This window comes from Mesorhizobium ventifaucium, from assembly GCF_935822925.1.
Lineage (GTDB): Bacteria > Pseudomonadota > Alphaproteobacteria > Rhizobiales > Rhizobiaceae > Mesorhizobium > Mesorhizobium ventifaucium.
This window is the reverse complement of record NZ_CAKXZS010000003.1, coordinates 328,526-341,672: the sequence shown is the minus strand read 5'-3', so window position 1 is coordinate 341,672 and position 13,147 is coordinate 328,526. Positions and strand designations below refer to the sequence as shown.

Here is a 13,147-nt window from a genome sequence, read left to right as displayed (position 1 = left end):
CGATTGTCGCGCATCGCGCAACTTTTTGACAGCAGGCAATGGAGCCTTATTGCTTCGGCCAACGCGCAGGTTGCGGTCAAGGCCGCAGCGATCGTGCTGGTCGCCTTGCCGCTTGCCGCCTGCGGTGCCGGCGGCTTCAGTTTGGAGCAGGCGGAGGTCGACCGTACGATCCTCACCAGCAGCACGCCTGCCTCTGCCTTGCCGATCGACCAGGATCGCGCCTCGGACCAGGCGACGATCCGCAACGCGGTGTCTTCAGCCGATGTCCAGGAACTTGGCGGGCAGGCCGTTCCCTGGGCGAATTCCGATACCGGTTCGCGCGGCTCGATCACCGAACTGGCGGAGTCCAGGGACAACGGCCAGCTTTGCCGCCGCTTCACCGCCTCACGCGAAAGCTTCGACGGCGTCGCCCTGTTCAAGGGCGAGGTGTGCCTGGCCGGCGCCGGCGCCTGGCGGATGCAGGACTTCAAAGCGCTCTGATTTTCCGCCATCATATGACCGTAAGCTACTGGAATTTCTTCCTATGCGAGCGCATATAGATGGCAATCGTGGACTCACTCCTTCCCCAGGACAGGAAGCATGCGCGACCCCTATGAGGTGCTGGGCGTTGCCAAGAACGCATCGGCCAAGGATATAAAAACGGCATACCGCAAACTCGCCAAGGAGTATCATCCGGACCAGAATCCGGATCCCAAAGCGAAGGAGCGGTTTGCCGCGGCCAACCAGGCTTACGAGATCGTCGGCGACGAGAAGAACCGTGCGGCTTTCGATCGCGGCGAGATCGATGCCGAGGGCAAGCCGCGCTTTCAAGGCTTTGAGGGCGCCGCTGGCGGCGGCGATCCGTTCGCCGGTTTTCGCAGGCAGCAAGGGCCGGGCGGCTCGCGTTTTGAATTTCGCTCAAGCCTTCCGAGCGGCGATCCGTTCGACGGCAGCAGCGACATCTTCAGCCAGATTTTCGGCGAGACCTTCTCTCGCGGCGCCGGCATGGGCGCCGGCCGGCAGGCGCCGTCCGGCGCCGACCTGAACGTGGCGCTCGACATCACCATCGAGGAAGCGGCGACTGCTGAGAAGGTAACGGCGATGTTCCCAGACGGGCGCAAGGTCGCCGTCAAGCTGCCAGCCTATGTCGAGGATGGCCAGACCATCCGACTGAAAGGCCAGGGCGAGCAAGGGCCGGGTCAACCGGGCGATGCGCTGGTCAAGATCCGCTTCCGGCGGCATCCGCGCTACCGTGTCGAAGGCCGCGACCTCCATGCCGACCTGCCGGTTGCGCTGGCGGATGCGGTGCTGGGTGCCAAGGTGGCGGTCGAAACGCCGACCGGCAAGGTTGCAGTCAATGTTCCCGCCTGGTCCAGCTCGGACAAGGTCCTGCGGCTGAAGGGCAGGGGCCTGCCGGAAAAAGTCGGCGGTCACGGCGATCTCTACGCGCATGTGCGGCTGATGCTGCCTGAGAGTGGCGACAGCGATCTCGAAGCGTTGATGCGCAACCGCAGACGCTAGCCCGGATTTCTCAGCTTGGCGCGTCAAAGCGCGCCGCGCGCAAACGCTCTTGTCTCTCACCCGTCCGTTTTGAACGCTTGAAGGGGCCCTGTGCCTGTGCGATAGCCACTTCACGAAGCAGCAAATCTTGCGGAGAGCGCTCACATGGCGGGTGGACAAGGCATTATGGCCGGCAAGCGCGGGCTTGTCCTGGGCGTCGCGAACAATCGGTCGATCGCCTATGGCATAGCCAAGGCCTGCGTCGACCACGGCGCCGAGATCGCGCTGACCTATCAGGGCGAGGCGTTCAAGAAGCGCGTCGAGCCGCTGGCGGCGGAACTCAACGCCCATGTCGCCGGCCATTGCGATGTGACCGATCCGACAACGCTCGATGCGGTCTTCGACGACGTCGCCAAGCATTGGGGCAAGCTCGATTTCCTCGTCCACGCCATTGCCTTTTCCGACAAGGACGAGCTGACAGGCCGCTATGTCGAGACGACGCGCGACAATTTCCTGCGCACGATGGACATTTCGGTGTTTTCCTTCACCACCATCGCCAAGCGCGCCGAGGCGCTGATGACCGATGGCGGCTCGCTGCTGACGTTGACTTATTACGGTGCGGAAAAAGTGATGCCGCACTACAACGTCATGGGTGTTGCCAAGGCAGCGCTCGAAGCCAGCGTGCGCTATCTGGCCGTCGACCTTGGCGCCAAGAAAATCCGCGTCAACGCCATCTCCGCCGGTCCGATTAAGACGCTGGCAGCCTCCGGCATCGGCGATTTTCGCTACATCTTGAAGTGGAACGAATACAATTCGCCGCTAAAGCAGACGGTGACGCAAGAGGAGGTCGGCGATTCAGCGGTCTATTTCCTTTCAAACCTTTCACGCGGCGTCACCGGCGAGATCCACCATGTCGATTCCGGCTACCATGTCGTCGGCATGAAGGCGGTCGACGCGCCTGATATTTCGACCGTCAAGGAATAGACCCGCCTCGAATATACTCTCCCGCCTCCAGCCTGCCCTCGACCGCTCTCCGGATGACCTAATGTATCCGCTCGTCTACATCGCGCGCCATGGCCAGACGGTGTGGAACGCCGAGTCCCGGCTGCAAGGACAGGCCGACACCGATCTCAACCCGCTCGGCCGCGAGCAGGCGACCCGCAATGGCCATCGGCTGGCCGAATTCGTTCATAACCCCGAAGACTTCGATTTTGTCGCCAGCCCGATGCGGCGAACGCGTGAGACCATGGAATGCATTCGCATGGCGATGGGGCTCGATCCCCAGGCTTACCGCACCGATCCGCGTCTCGTCGAAATGAGTTTCGGCGACTGGCAGGGTTTCACCTTTCCCGAACTCGAGGCCCGGCATCTCGGCTCGGCCAGGGAGCGGCGCCTCGACAAGTGGAATTTCCTGCCGCCCGGTGAGGGCGCCGAAAGCTATCAAATGCTGCTCGAACGGGTAAAGCCGTGGTTCGACGCGCTGGACCGCCAGACAGTCTGCGTGACCCATGGCGGCGTCGTGCGCGCCCTGTTCCGCATGGTGCTGGGAATGCCCGAGAAAGAAGCCGCAAACCTGAATGTGCCGCACGATCGCTTGCTCAGACTGGAGGGCCGACGCCTGGAGTGGCTCTGAGGTGAGCGGGCTGACCGCTGCCGAGGCGAGACTGGCTCGCCGGGTTTCATTGGGCGCAGAGTTGAAGGCCGTCGCGGATGACTTGGGAGTCACTTACGAAACCGCCAGGAATCACCTGAAAGCCGTCTTCGCCAAAACCGAGACCCATCGCCAGCCCGAACTGGTCGCGTTGCTCGCGAGAATAGCCAGCACCGCCCAAACTGCATGACTCTATTCGGTTGAATCGCTGTCCGGCAATTGCATGTCGGTGATGATGTTCTCGCCGTTTGCCTCGTCGTAAGCGATCACGATGTCCATGCCGGGTTTCAGCGCTTCGAGATCGGTTTCGGCGTTCAGCTTGTAGGATTTGCCGTCGTCGAGTGTCAGCGTCAATGTGTCCTTGTCGATCTCCTTGATCAGGCCTTCGGTTTGGCCGGCAAAAGCGGCGGTGGAAATCAGCAAAGTCGCGGCAACGGCGCCGATCAGGATACGCATCATCGTCCTCTTATCATTGCGCCGGCTCAGTGGCGGCGGGTGTTCAACAGACGGTGTTCAACAGACGGGTCGAGGGAAGCAGAAACCAACCGAATGTGTCAAAACTAAATCCGCCAGATCACAGTTTGACCACTGCGGAAAACGCCAATAGAACGCAGTTACGGTGCCGCGCGTCCTGACACAGAAACGACGTTGTGGCACGTTTGATTTTTGCGCATGATCCTTCCCGAAAATCGCTCCGGTTTTCGGGGTCATGCGCTAAGCCGGCTCGAATGCCGGCAGGGCTGGCTTTCATGTCTCACAATACGTTTGGCCATCTTTTCCGCGTCACCACCTGGGGCGAAAGCCATGGCGTAGCGCTCGGCTGCGTGGTCGACGGCTGTCCGCCCGGCATCCGCTTCACGCGCGCCGAAATCCAGGCCGAGCTCGACAAGCGCCGCCCGGGTCAATCGCGTTTTGTGACGCAGCGTCGCGAACCCGACGAGGTCAAGATCCTGTCAGGCTTCATCCTGGATGAGGACGGCGAAACCATGATCACCACCGGCACGCCGGTGTCGATGGTGATCGAGAACGTCGACCAGCGCTCCAAGGACTATGGCGAGATCGCCCGCCAGTACCGGCCGGGACATGCCGATTATACCTACGACACCAAATACGGCCTGCGCGATCATCGCGGTGGCGGCCGTTCTTCGGCCCGCGAGACGGCGGCGCGGGTGGCGGCCGGAGCCTTGGCCCGCAAGGTCGTGCCCGGCATGATCGTGCGTGGCGCGCTGGTGTCGATGGGGGAAAAGTCGATCGACCGCGCCAACTGGAACTGGAATTTCGTTGGCGACGCCGAAAATCCATTCTTCACGCCCGATCCGGCATCGGTCGGCGTCTTCGCTGCGTATCTTGACGGCATCCGCAAGGCGGGTTCCTCGGTCGGCGCGGTAATTGAGATCGTCGCCGACGGCGTTCCGGCAGGCCTGGGCGCGCCAATTTACGCCAAGCTCGACCAGGACATTGCCTCGGGCTTGATGTCGATCAATGCCGTCAAGGGTGTCGAGATCGGCAACGGCTTCGAGGCCGCCCGCATCACCGGCGAAGAAAATGCCGACGAGATGCGAATGGGCAATGACGGCAAACCGGTCTTCCTGTCCAACAATGCGGGTGGCATCCTCGGCGGAATCTCGACCGGCCAGGCGATTGTCGCGCGCTTCGCCGTCAAGCCGACCTCGTCGATCCTGACCCCGCGAAAGTCGATCGACAAGGACGGCAATGACGTCGAGATCATGACCAAGGGCCGCCACGATCCGTGCGTCGGCATCCGCGCCGTGCCGATCGGCGAGGCGATGGTTGCCTGCGCGATCGCCGATCACTATTTGCGTCATCGGGGACAGACGGGGAAGGGAGTAGGGGAGTAGGGGAGTATGTTACGCTGCCCGCCGAGACAGCCAATTTTTCCTTTCCCTACTCCCCTACTCCCCTACTCCCCTACTCCCGCGAGCAAAGCGAGCAACCTTATGCCTTACGACCAGAAGAAGATCGTCGAAGCCCTGCGCGCCTTCGAACGCGGCGAGATTGTCGTCGTCATGGACGATGACGGGCGCGAGAACGAGGGCGACCTGATCGTCGCGGCCGTCCATTGCACGCCGGAAAAGATGGCGTTTATCGTCCGCAACACCTCTGGCATCGTCTGCACGCCGATGCCGCGCGACGAGGCCAAGCGCCTCAACCTGTCGCCGATGGTCGCCGACAATGACTCGGCCCACACCACCGCCTTCACCGTCAGCGTCGATTTCAAGCACGGCACCACGACGGGCATTTCGGCCGACGACCGCACATTGACCGTGCGCAACCTTGCCAACGGCAATGTCGGCGCCTCCGATTTCGTCCGCCCCGGCCACATCTTTCCGCTGATTGCGCGCGAAGGCGGCGTGCTGATGCGTTCGGGCCATACCGAAGCCGCCGTCGATTTGTGCAAGCTTGCCGGCCTGCCGCCGGTCGGTGTCATTTCCGAGCTGGTCAATGATGACGGCACCGTGATGCGCGGCCCGCAGGTGCAGGCCTTCGCCGAAAAGAACGGTTTGAAGCAGATTTCGGTCGCCGACCTCATCGCCTATCGCCAGCGCAAGGAAACGCTGGTCGAGCGTGTCGCCTGTTCGGAGATCGACACGCCGGGCGGCAAGGCGCAGGTGTTCACCTACACGCTGCCCTGGGATTCGATGCACCATGTGGCGATCGTCTTCGGCGACATCCGCGACGGCGAGGAGGTGCCGGTGCGGCTGCATTCCGAGGACGTCGTGACGGACGTCTTCGGTACCGGCCACAGGCTGGACGGCATCATGAAATCGATGGGCGAGCGCCGGCGCGGCGTCATCGTCTATCTGCGCGAAGGCTCCGTCGGCGTCGCCCATCAGGAGCGCAACCGGCCGGCCGCCGGCGACCGCGAGGACCATGAAGAGGCGCGCCGCCGCGAAAACGAATGGCGCGAGATCGGCCTCGGCGCGCAAATCTTGAAGGATCTGGGCATTTCCTCGATCAACCTGATCGCCTCGCGCGAACGCCACTATGTCGGCCTCGAAGGTTTCGGCATCCACATCGCTAGGACCGAGATTCTCTAGGGCTGGCTTAGCGGATCGCCGACACGCGTCCGGTCCCGCTTGGGACCGGACGCATGGAGACTATTCGGCAGGAACCGCGGCAGCGTCGCGCGCGGAGATGTCGCGATCCGCCGCGGCAAGGCTGCGCTGGCCGGCGAGCACGGTGACCAGCGCGATTGCGCCCGCCGCCACCGACACCAGGAACCCGCTCTGTGCACCGAAGGCGTCCACCACCCATCCGGCGGCGAAGGAGCCGAGCGCCATGCCGATGCCTATGCCGGTCATGACCCAGGTCACGCCCTCGGTCAGCATCGCCTCCGGCACGCGCCGCTCGATCAGGCCGAATGCCGTGATGAAGGTCGGCGAGATCGCCACACCGCTAACGAAGACAGCCAGTGCCAGAAGCGGCACCGTGTCTGCGACAAGCGCCGGCAGCGTGGTGAGCGCGATGACGGCGACCGCGATGGCAAGCTGAATTTGCAGTGGTGTTTTCAGGTTCAGAGCGCCGAGGACGATGCCGACGACGAACGATCCGAGAGCGTAGACGCCGATAACGAGGCTGGCAGCGCCCGGCTGGCCGAGCTCCTTGGTGATCGCCACGGTGCTCACTTCGGTGGTCGCGAAGGTCGCGCCGATGAAGATCAGGGCGAAGGTGATGATTTGGACCGGCCGCAGGCGGATTGCCGATCCGCGCGAACCTTGGTCGACCCGTCGCACGCGCGGCTCGGTCGAGCGCTGCAGGATAAGGGCTGTCGAGCCGAAGGCGAGGAACAATGTGCTCGCCAACATTCCCGCTTCCGGGAAAAGCGCGACGCTCAGGCCCACCGATAGCGAGGCCCCGGCGATGTAGACCAGTTCGTCCGCCGCCGACTCGAAGGCGAACGCTGTGTTCAGCTCGGGGCGATCCCGGAAGAGCTCTGTCCAGCGCGCGCGCACCATCGCTGGGATGCTGGGCATCGCGGCGGCCAGCAGGGCTGACACGAACAATGTCCATATCGGCCAGTCCTGATTGGCCGCCGCAATCAGCACCACGAAAGCGAGCACGGAAATGACGGTGGTGGGCACCACAACCCGCGCCTGACCGAGGCGGTCCACCAGTCGCGATATCTGGGGCGCGACGAAAGCATTGGCCAGCGCATATGTCGCGGAGGCGGCGCCGGCCAGCCAGTACTCGCCATGCGTCTGCGACAGCATCGCGACGATTCCGATCGGGGCCATGGCCATCGGCATCCGGGCGACGAAGCCGGCTGCGGCGAAGCCCTTGGCTCCCCTTGCCTTGAAGATTTCGCGATAGGGATTGGGCATGAGAACACTCCTGGATTTTTAAGGCCAAGCCACTTATATACGTGGCGTATGCAAATCAAATAATGACATACGGAGCGTATGTCAAACTATATACGAGACGTATGTGAAGGAATAGGCGAATGGGGCACAAACCACGCAAGGAGATGATCGCCGAGACCCGCGCCAAACTGGTCGCGGCGGCGCGCCATGCCTTTGGCAGTGTTGGCTATGCTGAGGCCTCGATGGACGACTTCACCGCATCAGCCGGGCTGACGCGCGGCGCGCTTTATCATCACTTCGGCGACAAGAAGGGCCTTCTCCAGGCGGTCATCGCCGAGATCGACGCCGAGATGCTGGCCCGGTTGAAGATCGTTTCGGCCAGGGCGGACACGCTCTGGCAGGGCTTTGTCGACGAATGCACTGCCTATATCGAGATGGCGCTGGAGCCGGAGATCCAGCGTATTGTCCTTCGCGACGGACCGGCGGTGCTCGGCGATCCTTCGCAATGGCCGAGCCAGAACGAATGCATCCGCTCGATGAGCGAGAACCTTCAAAAGCTGAGGGACGAGGGAACCATCGTTGCCGTTGATCCCGAAGCCGCAGCAAGGGTGGTCAGCGGCGCCTCGCTGCATGCCGCACAGTGGATCGCAAATTCGGACGATCCCGAGGCGACGTCGAAAAAGGCGGTGAAGGCGTTCAACTTGCTTTTGGAGGGACTGCTCAAGCAAGGCCGCAGGATTGGCCGTCCACAAGCACCGGCTGAGATGGACAAATCGCCGGCCTGAGCCTGTAACAAGACCACCAAAGCCAAGGCGCGACCTCGAATGCGGCGGCTGAAGCGCGTCTCAAAGTTCGGGCAGTTCAGGAGAAGGCGCTGGTCTCGGTCGGTGGCTCGCGCCGGACCCAACCAGCACCCAATTTCTAAACCCTGTTGAACGTCTGCCTTTGGCGATTCCAAAACATGGTCAAAGCCGCCGCGCGCGCCTATATCGGGGGCATGGTCACAAGGCTTTATACCCACCCGATCTTTCTCGAGCATATAACGCCGCCCGGTCATCCGGAGCGGCCAGACCGCCTGCGCGCCATTGAACGCGCGCTCGACGACGAGGCCTTTGCGGCCCTTGATCGTGCCGAGGCGCCGGAAGGCGACGAGGCCACCATCCTCTACGCACACCCGCAGGAATTCGTCGAGCGGGTCCGCGCTATGATACCGGCCACCGGTATCGCTCGTGTCGACGCCGACACCACCGCCAGCCCGAAAAGCTGGCAGGCGGCGGTCACGGCGATCGGCGCTGCCAACGCTGCCGTCGACGACGTCTTTCGGGGCAACGCCGAAAATGTCTTTGTCGCCGCCCGGCCGCCCGGCCACCACGCCGAAAAGACCACGTCCATGGGCTTCTGCCTGTTCAACACCGCGGCGATCGCGGCGCGCTACGCGCAAAGGCAGCACCAGGCCGAGCGTGTTGCCATCGTCGACTGGGACGTGCACCACGGCAATGGCACGCAGGACATTTTCTGGGACGATCCGTCGGTGCTCTATTGCTCGACGCACCAGATGCCGCTTTACCCAGGGACCGGGGCGGTGAGCGAAACCGGCGCCGGCAACATCGTCAACGCGCCGCTGGCGCCGCAGACCGGCAGCGAAGTTTTCCGCGACGCTTTCCTGTCGCGGATCTTGCCGGCGCTCGACAATTTCGCGCCCGACCTCATCATCATTTCGGCCGGCTTCGACGCGCACCACCGCGATCCGCTGGCCGAGATCAACCTGACCGAGAACGATTTCGACTGGGCAACCGGCCAGTTGATGCAGCGCGCCGGTCGCCACAGCGACAACCGGCTCGTCAGCCTGCTCGAGGGCGGCTACGATCTGCAGGGATTGGCATTTTCGGTCGTCGCCCATGTCGGGCGACTGATGAAAGGATAGACGATGGCTGGTGAGAGCAACGAAGACGTCAAGGCGATGAGCTTCGAGCAGGCGCTCGACGCGCTGGAGAAAATCGTCGATGATCTGGAACGCGGCGACGTGCCGCTCGACCAGTCGATCCGCATCTATGAGCGCGGCGAGGCGCTGAAGCTCCATTGCGACCGGCTGCTCAAGGCGGCCGAGGACAAGGTGGAAAAGATCAGGCTTTCTCGCGACGGCAAGCCGGTAGGGGCAGAGCCGCTGGATGCGGATTGAGGCGCGGCCTCGAACGAATTTCCCCTTACCGGCTTTTGGACATGATCATAATTGAGGATAATACTCATCCCGTTGAAACGGCTCCAGGACGAGAGGAGATTGCGAACAATGTGCAGAAACATCAAGACACTGTTCAATTTCGATCCGCCGGCAACCAATGACGAGGTCCGCGATGCCGCGCTCCAGTTTGTCCGCAAGCTGAGCGGAACGACGCGGCCGTCGAAACAGAACCAGCATGCGTTCGACCACGCCGTCGAGGCCATAGCCGCATCGGCGCGCGAATTGCTGGACAGCCTCGAGACGACACAGCATCCGCGCAATCGCGAAGAGGTGGCGGCCAAGGCGAAAGCCAGGTCTGCACTCCGCTTCGCCTGAGGAAGACCGTATGAGCTTCTTCCCCGGAAACGACCCTCTGCCCGGTGACGCCTTCGCCAGCGACCAGATCGAGCTGATGGTTATTCCTAACGCCAAGGACATTGGCGGCTTTCAGGTTCGCCGTGCCTTGCCGACCGCCAAGCGTCGGCTGGTCGGTCCCTTCATCTTCTTCGATCGCATGGGGCCGGCGATTTTGCGGGCCGGCCAGGCGCTTGATGTCCGTCCGCATCCCCATATCGGCCTGTCGACGGTCACTTACCTGTTCGACGGCAAGATCAGGCATCGCGATTCGCTCGGCACCGAAATGGTCATCCAGCCCGGCGACGTAAATTTGATGACCGCCGGTCGCGGCATCGTCCATTCCGAGCGTACACCGCAGGAAATGCGCGGTGCGCCGATGTCGGTTTCCGGCCTGCAGACATGGCTGGCGCTGCCGGACGATAAAGAGGAGGTCGACCCGGTCTTCGAGAATACGGCGGCCATGCGTCTGCCCGAAATCGACGCTGAAGGCGTCAGCGGACGCGTTGTCATTGGCGCGTTTTCCGGGCTGCGGTCACCGGTCGTGACCGCTTCGGACACGCTCTATGCAGACCTCAGCCTGGCGCCCGGCGCCAGCGTGAAAATCCCTGCCAACGCCGAGGAGCGCGCCATCTATACGTTGGAAGGCGAGGTTTCGATCGCCGGTGACCGCTTTCCGGCAGAGCGGCTGCTGGTGTTCCGGCCCGGCGATGAGATCGTCGTGTCGTCGCAGGCTGGAGCGCATTTCATGCTGTTCGGCGGCGCCTCGCTCGGCTCCAAGCGCTACATCTGGTGGAATTTCGTGTCATCGTCGAAGGAACGCATCGAACAGGCGAAAGAAGAATGGAAGACAGGCCGTTTCGATATCGTTCCGGGGGATGAAGAAGAGTTCATTCCGCTGCCGGACAATTAGAGCGCCGCGCGTCCCTTAGGACACGTAAAAGAAACCCTAACAGTTTGAATCTACGCCGCGTCACTCGCACGCATTTACATTCGCCGGCCAGCAGCCTATTTCGCACATGAATAAAAAGCAGGCCCCAGCACCAGTGAACGCAAAGCTCCATACGCCACTTCTCGACAAGGTCCGCATCCCGGCCGACCTCAGGACGCTTGACGCAGGGGCTCTGCCGCAATTGGCATCGGAGCTTCGCACCGAGTTGATCGACGCTGTGTCCCACACCGGCGGACATCTCGGTGCCGGCCTTGGCGTGGTCGAACTGACGGTGGCATTGCACTATGTCTTCAACACGCCAGACGACCGGCTGATCTGGGATGTCGGTCATCAGGCCTATCCGCACAAGATTCTGACCGGCCGCCGCGACCGTATCCGCACCCTGCGGCAAGAGGGCGGCCTCTCCGGTTTCACCCAGCGCGCCGAGAGCGAATACGATCCGTTCGGCGCCGCCCACTCCTCGACCTCGATTTCCGCCGGCCTCGGCATGGCAATGGCACGCGATCTCTCCGGGGGCCGCAACAATGTCATTGCCATTATCGGCGACGGCGCCATGTCGGCCGGCATGGCCTATGAGGCGATGAACAATGCCGGCGCGCTCGATGCCCGGCTGATCGTCATCCTTAACGACAACGACATGTCGATCGCTCCGCCGACCGGCGCGATGAGCGCCTATCTGGCCCGCCTTGCATCGGGCAAGGCCTATCTGGGCTTGCGCGATTTCGGCAAGAAGCTGACCTCCTATCTCGGCGAGCGCGCCGATCGCGCCATCAAGCGGGCGGTCGAGCATGCGCGCGGCTACGTCACCGGCGGCACGCTGTTCGAGGAAATGGGTTTCTATCACATCGGCCCGATCGACGGCCACAATCTCGAGCACCTGATCCCGGTGCTGAAGAACGTCCGCGACAATGCCGACGGTCCGGTGCTGATCCACGTCGTGACCCAGAAGGGCAAAGGCTATGGACCGGCCGAGGCGGCCGCCGATAAATATCACGGCGTCAACAAATTCGACGTCATCACCGGCGCGCAGGCCAAGGCGCCGGCCAACGCGCCGAGCTACACGAAAGTCTTTGCGGAAAGCCTGGTTCAGGAAGGCCGCGAAGATGATCGCATCGTCGCCATCACAGCCGCCATGCCGAACGGCACCGGCCTCGACCTCTTCGGCGAGGCGTTCCCGTCGAGGACCTTCGACGTCGGTATCGCCGAGCAACACGCGGTGACTTTTGCCGCCGGCCTTGCCACCGAAGGCTTCAAGCCTTTCGCGGCGATCTATTCGACCTTCCTGCAGCGCGCCTACGACCAGGTCGTCCACGACGTGGCGATCCAGAAACTGCCGGTGCGCTTCCCGATCGATCGCGCCGGCTTCGTCGGGGCCGACGGGGCGACCCATTGCGGGGCCTTCGACACGACTTTTTTGGCGACGCTGCCCGGTTTCGTCGTCATGGCGGCGGCGGATGAGGCGGAACTGCGCCACATGGTGCGCACGGCGGCAAGCTACGATGAAGGCCCCATCGCCTTCCGCTACCCGCGCGGCAACGGCGTCGGCGTCGACCTGCCGGAGCGTGGCTCGGTTCTCGAAATCGGCAAGGGCCGTATCGTCAGGGAGGGCACCAAGGTGGCGCTGCTTTCCTTCGGCACGCGGCTGCAGGATTGCCTGGCTGCGGCCGAGGAACTCGGCGCGGCAGGGCTTTCCACCACCGTCGCCGATGCACGTTTCGCCAAGCCGCTCGACGAAGATTTGATCCGGCGCCTGGCCCGTTCGCACGAAGTGCTGGTGACAGTCGAAGAGGGTGCGGTCGGCGGCTTCGCCAGCCATGTGCTGCAATTCCTGGCCCATGAAGGGCTGCTGGAAAACGGCCTGAAGGTACGCCCGCTTGTGTTGCCCGACAGCTTTGTCGATCACGCCAAGCCCGAAAAGATGTATGCCGACGCCGGGCTTGATGCCGCCGGTATCGTGCGCACCGTCTTCGTGGCGCTGGGACGCACCGCCAGCGCGCAAAGCGCCTGAATCAAAATCTCAACGGCTTGAATAGCTTCACGGCGGGCAGTCGTAACTGACTGTTTGCGTTGTCATTTGGCATTCGCCTACGGTGTCTCTTGGCACCGGTCTCGCGGCCAATCTTCTCAGAGGCAGAGTGAAATCTTGGCGCTAGCTACCGCGTGTGAAGGGC

15 protein-coding genes are annotated in these 13,147 nt (G+C 62.9%); 13 read left to right on the top strand and 2 right to left on the bottom strand.

Features of this window, described 5'->3' with window-relative positions; all coding sequences use genetic code 11:
- The first annotated feature begins 3 nt into the window (after positions 1 to 3).
- The 5 genes from NMG70_RS03495 (at position 4) to NMG70_RS03475 (ending at position 3,320) form a co-directional block, all read left to right on the top strand.
- Entirely contained in the window at positions 4 to 480 is a 477-nt protein-coding gene (locus tag NMG70_RS03495) for an RT0821/Lpp0805 family surface protein (RefSeq protein ID WP_254023221.1), read from the top strand.
- 99 nt (positions 481 to 579) lie between these two features.
- Positions 580 to 1,500, top strand: coding sequence for a DnaJ C-terminal domain-containing protein (locus NMG70_RS03490; RefSeq protein WP_254023220.1), 921 nt, complete (start codon positions 580 to 582; stop codon positions 1,498 to 1,500).
- Between the two features lie 144 nt (positions 1,501 to 1,644).
- On the top strand, positions 1,645 to 2,463 hold the full coding sequence (fabI, locus tag NMG70_RS03485) for an enoyl-ACP reductase FabI (RefSeq protein WP_254023219.1): 819 nt from the start codon (positions 1,645 to 1,647) through the stop codon (positions 2,461 to 2,463).
- 61 nt (positions 2,464 to 2,524) lie between these two features.
- Positions 2,525 to 3,112 (top strand): histidine phosphatase family protein, encoded by a 588-nt coding sequence (locus NMG70_RS03480; protein ID WP_254023218.1) that lies wholly within the window; start codon positions 2,525 to 2,527, stop codon positions 3,110 to 3,112.
- A 1-nt stretch (position 3,113) separates the two neighbouring features.
- The gene (locus NMG70_RS03475) at positions 3,114 to 3,320 is read left to right on the top strand and encodes a helix-turn-helix transcriptional regulator (RefSeq protein WP_254023217.1); all 207 of its coding nucleotides are present in this window, start codon (positions 3,114 to 3,116) and stop codon (positions 3,318 to 3,320) included.
- A gap of 2 nt (positions 3,321 to 3,322) precedes the next feature.
- Here the strand turns inward: NMG70_RS03475 and NMG70_RS03470 are convergent, their stop codons facing one another.
- The gene (locus tag NMG70_RS03470; protein ID WP_254018887.1) at positions 3,323 to 3,586 is read right to left on the bottom strand and encodes a DUF1344 domain-containing protein; all 264 of its coding nucleotides are present in this window, start codon (positions 3,584 to 3,586) and stop codon (positions 3,323 to 3,325) included.
- 293 nt (positions 3,587 to 3,879) lie between these two features.
- On the opposite strand from NMG70_RS03470, the gene aroC reads away from it, so the two are divergent.
- Entirely contained in the window at positions 3,880 to 4,989 is a 1,110-nt protein-coding gene (aroC, locus tag NMG70_RS03465; RefSeq protein ID WP_254023216.1) for a chorismate synthase, read from the top strand.
- 99 nt (positions 4,990 to 5,088) lie between these two features.
- Complete coding sequence (gene ribB, locus NMG70_RS03460) at positions 5,089 to 6,189, top strand: 3,4-dihydroxy-2-butanone-4-phosphate synthase (protein ID WP_254023215.1); 1,101 nt, start codon at positions 5,089 to 5,091, stop codon at positions 6,187 to 6,189.
- 60 nt (positions 6,190 to 6,249) lie between these two features.
- On the opposite strand, the gene NMG70_RS03455 is transcribed toward ribB, so the two are convergent.
- The gene (locus tag NMG70_RS03455; RefSeq protein ID WP_254023214.1) at positions 6,250 to 7,473 is read right to left on the bottom strand and encodes an MFS transporter; all 1,224 of its coding nucleotides are present in this window, start codon (positions 7,471 to 7,473) and stop codon (positions 6,250 to 6,252) included.
- Between the two features lie 119 nt (positions 7,474 to 7,592).
- Between NMG70_RS03455 and NMG70_RS03450 the strand changes: the two genes are divergently transcribed.
- The 6 genes from NMG70_RS03450 (at position 7,593) to dxs (ending at position 12,984) form a co-directional block, all read left to right on the top strand.
- Positions 7,593 to 8,237, top strand: a complete 645-nt coding sequence (locus NMG70_RS03450) for a TetR/AcrR family transcriptional regulator (RefSeq protein WP_254023213.1) — start codon at positions 7,593 to 7,595, stop codon at positions 8,235 to 8,237.
- Between the two features lie 212 nt (positions 8,238 to 8,449).
- Positions 8,450 to 9,376 carry a histone deacetylase family protein gene (locus NMG70_RS03445; protein ID WP_254023259.1) on the top strand — a complete coding sequence of 309 codons (927 nt, stop codon included), beginning with the start codon at positions 8,450 to 8,452 and terminating at the stop codon, positions 9,374 to 9,376.
- A 3-nt stretch (positions 9,377 to 9,379) separates the two neighbouring features.
- Positions 9,380 to 9,631 carry an exodeoxyribonuclease VII small subunit gene (locus tag NMG70_RS03440; protein ID WP_254018891.1) on the top strand — a complete coding sequence of 84 codons (252 nt, stop codon included), beginning with the start codon at positions 9,380 to 9,382 and terminating at the stop codon, positions 9,629 to 9,631.
- Between the two features lie 108 nt (positions 9,632 to 9,739).
- On the top strand, positions 9,740 to 10,006 hold the full coding sequence (locus tag NMG70_RS03435; RefSeq protein ID WP_126039692.1) for a DUF2277 domain-containing protein: 267 nt from the start codon (positions 9,740 to 9,742) through the stop codon (positions 10,004 to 10,006).
- A gap of 10 nt (positions 10,007 to 10,016) precedes the next feature.
- Positions 10,017 to 10,937: a pirin family protein gene (locus tag NMG70_RS03430; protein ID WP_254023212.1), complete on the top strand. Its 921-nt coding sequence runs from the start codon at positions 10,017 to 10,019 to the stop codon at positions 10,935 to 10,937.
- Positions 10,938 to 11,043: 106 nt separating this feature from the next.
- Positions 11,044 to 12,984, top strand: coding sequence for a 1-deoxy-D-xylulose-5-phosphate synthase (gene dxs / locus NMG70_RS03425; protein ID WP_254023211.1), 1,941 nt, complete (start codon positions 11,044 to 11,046; stop codon positions 12,982 to 12,984).
- The last annotated feature ends 163 nt before the right edge of the window (positions 12,985 to 13,147 follow it).

Excerpts from the sequence above, each read along its gene's own strand:
- NMG70_RS03435 (WP_126039692.1), top strand. The coding sequence starts at position 9,740 with ATGTGCAGAAACATCAAGACACTGTTCAATTTCGATCCGCCGGCAACC.
- NMG70_RS03450 (WP_254023213.1), top strand. The coding sequence starts at position 7,593 with ATGGGGCACAAACCACGCAAGGAGATGATCGCCGAGACCCGCGCCAAA.
- NMG70_RS03490 (WP_254023220.1), top strand. The coding sequence starts at position 580 with ATGCGCGACCCCTATGAGGTGCTGGGCGTTGCCAAGAACGCATCGGCC.
- NMG70_RS03440 (WP_254018891.1), top strand. The coding sequence starts at position 9,380 with ATGGCTGGTGAGAGCAACGAAGACGTCAAGGCGATGAGCTTCGAGCAG.
- NMG70_RS03470 (WP_254018887.1), bottom strand. The coding sequence starts at position 3,586 with ATGCGTATCCTGATCGGCGCCGTTGCCGCGACTTTGCTGATTTCCACC.
- aroC (WP_254023216.1), top strand. The coding sequence starts at position 3,880 with ATGTCTCACAATACGTTTGGCCATCTTTTCCGCGTCACCACCTGGGGC.
- NMG70_RS03430 (WP_254023212.1), top strand. The coding sequence starts at position 10,017 with ATGAGCTTCTTCCCCGGAAACGACCCTCTGCCCGGTGACGCCTTCGCC.
- dxs (WP_254023211.1), top strand. The coding sequence starts at position 11,044 with ATGAATAAAAAGCAGGCCCCAGCACCAGTGAACGCAAAGCTCCATACG.
- fabI (WP_254023219.1), top strand. The coding sequence starts at position 1,645 with ATGGCGGGTGGACAAGGCATTATGGCCGGCAAGCGCGGGCTTGTCCTG.
- NMG70_RS03480 (WP_254023218.1), top strand. The coding sequence starts at position 2,525 with ATGTATCCGCTCGTCTACATCGCGCGCCATGGCCAGACGGTGTGGAAC.
- ribB (WP_254023215.1), top strand. The coding sequence starts at position 5,089 with ATGCCTTACGACCAGAAGAAGATCGTCGAAGCCCTGCGCGCCTTCGAA.
- NMG70_RS03445 (WP_254023259.1), top strand. The coding sequence starts at position 8,450 with ATGGTCACAAGGCTTTATACCCACCCGATCTTTCTCGAGCATATAACG.
- NMG70_RS03455 (WP_254023214.1), bottom strand. The coding sequence starts at position 7,473 with ATGCCCAATCCCTATCGCGAAATCTTCAAGGCAAGGGGAGCCAAGGGC.